Origin of the sequence: Allomuricauda sp. F6463D, assembly GCF_023015965.1 — a bacterium.
GTDB lineage: Bacteria > Bacteroidota > Bacteroidia > Flavobacteriales > Flavobacteriaceae > Flagellimonas.
Map to the genome: position 1 here is coordinate 1 of NZ_JALKAN010000007.1, position 1,930 is coordinate 1,930.

Sequence of the window (1,930 nt, forward strand, 5' to 3'; positions counted from 1 at the left end):
GAAGAGCCTTGATTTTAGCAATGCCGTTTCCCATAAAATTACCGTAAAGGTGAGCGACGGAGAGGAAGATGCCTCCGCCACAATCACCATAAACGTGGGCGATATAAACGAGGTCCCCGTGTTTGGAGAAGAGAGCTACGTCTTTGAAGCATCGGAGGACATATCCGATACCGATTCAATCGGCACGGTAACTGCCACCGATGGGGATGGGGATACATTGGAGTACACCCTTACCACCAACGATAACGACCTGTTCGAGGTAAGTGCCGAAGGGGAACTGAGCCTCGCCGATGGAAAGGAGCTGGACTTTGAGACCGCAGAAGAACATGTGCTGACCGTAACAGTGACCGATGGCACCGAAGCCGTGGATGCAACGATAACGATCACAGTGGTAAATGTCATTGAAAGTATGCTCGAGGACCCGGCATCCTTTATCACCACATGGGAGGTGCCCGAGAACAATTTTATATTGGAGATAGGCACCAATGCCGATTTTGATTACAATTTCACCATTGACTGGGGGGACGGTACCATTGAACAGTTGGCCGATCTACAAGACCCGACACATGTTTACGAAACAGCCGGCACCTATACGGTGGCCATACAGGGAGATTTTTCGTCAATTAAAATGCAGGACGATGCTTCCAAAATTGCTTTTAAGAGCATTGATCAATGGGGAACTATCGTATGGGAAAGTTTCACACATGCATTTTTAGAATGTGTAAATATGGAATACCATGCCACGGATATGCCGGACCTCTCCCAAGTGTCGGAATTATATGGGATGTTTTTTGAGGCCGATTCCTTTAATGGAGATATCAGTGGCTGGGACGTGAGTAATGTTACCGTTATTTCTGGAATGTTCTATGGTGCCAATTCTTTTAATGGAGATATCAGCAGTTGGGACGTGGGTAATGTTACCAATATGGACTATTTATTCTATAGTGCCACTTCTTTTAATGGAGATATCAGCAGTTGGGATGTGAGCAATGTTACTAATATGTCAGATATGTTCAATAGTGCCACTTCTTTTAATGGAGATATCAGCAGTTGGGACGTGGGTAATGTTACCAATATGGTAGGGATGTTCAATAACGCCACTTCCTTTGATCAAAATCTTGGAGCATGGAATATAAACAGTGTCACCTCAATGAAGGACATGTTTGATGGTTCCGGACTGTCCCCACAAAATTTCACTGCCACATTGGTGGGATGGGAAGCTGCGGACAACACTCCAGATAATATTACTTTAGGGGCGGATAATATTCAACTTTGTAGTCCTGAAGTTCTATCTGCTTATGCTAGTTTGATCAATAACCACAATTGGGATATTGATTTTGATGGTATAGTTATCTGCAATTAAAAGACAAGCGTTTTATTCCAAATAACTGTAGAGCCTTCCGTGCAAACGGGGGGCTTTTTTTGTATTGATGCAATTAGCAATTAGCAATAAACAATTAACAATTAACAATAAGCAATTTCCATTAATCATTAATCAACGAGCAGTAGGCAGTACTCAGTTGGCAGTAATCAGTAGTTTAACTTCGTACATCTGACTTCGTACTTCCAACTTCCGACCATCAACCATCAACCATTAGCCATCAACCATTAACCAGTAAGCAGTAAGCAGTAGTCAGTAAGCAGTAATCAATTATCAATAGGCAATAAACAAAAAACAAAGAACAATTTCAACTAACCATCAACCATTAACCATTAACCATTAACCAGTAGTCTAACATCTCACATCTCACATCTAGCATCTAAATATCCCCCGTCAATTAAAAAATGGTATCCATCAACTTAAACAGCGCAGGGATAAGATCGTCCACATAATTTTTTTTGAAATGTCCCATCTTGCCAAGATACTAGTATATAAAAAGATTTAAATCATGAGAAAATTACCGAACAAATTAGGAACAATAGTAATGGC

General features: G+C 41.5%; 1 protein-coding gene. It reads left to right on the forward strand.

All coding sequences use genetic code 11. The features are described from left to right. Positions 1-1,363: BspA family leucine-rich repeat surface protein (locus MWU56_RS16395; RefSeq protein WP_247046486.1), on the forward strand; the 1,363-nt coding region annotated here is incomplete at its 5' end. Positions 1,364-1,930 lie beyond the last annotated feature (567 nt).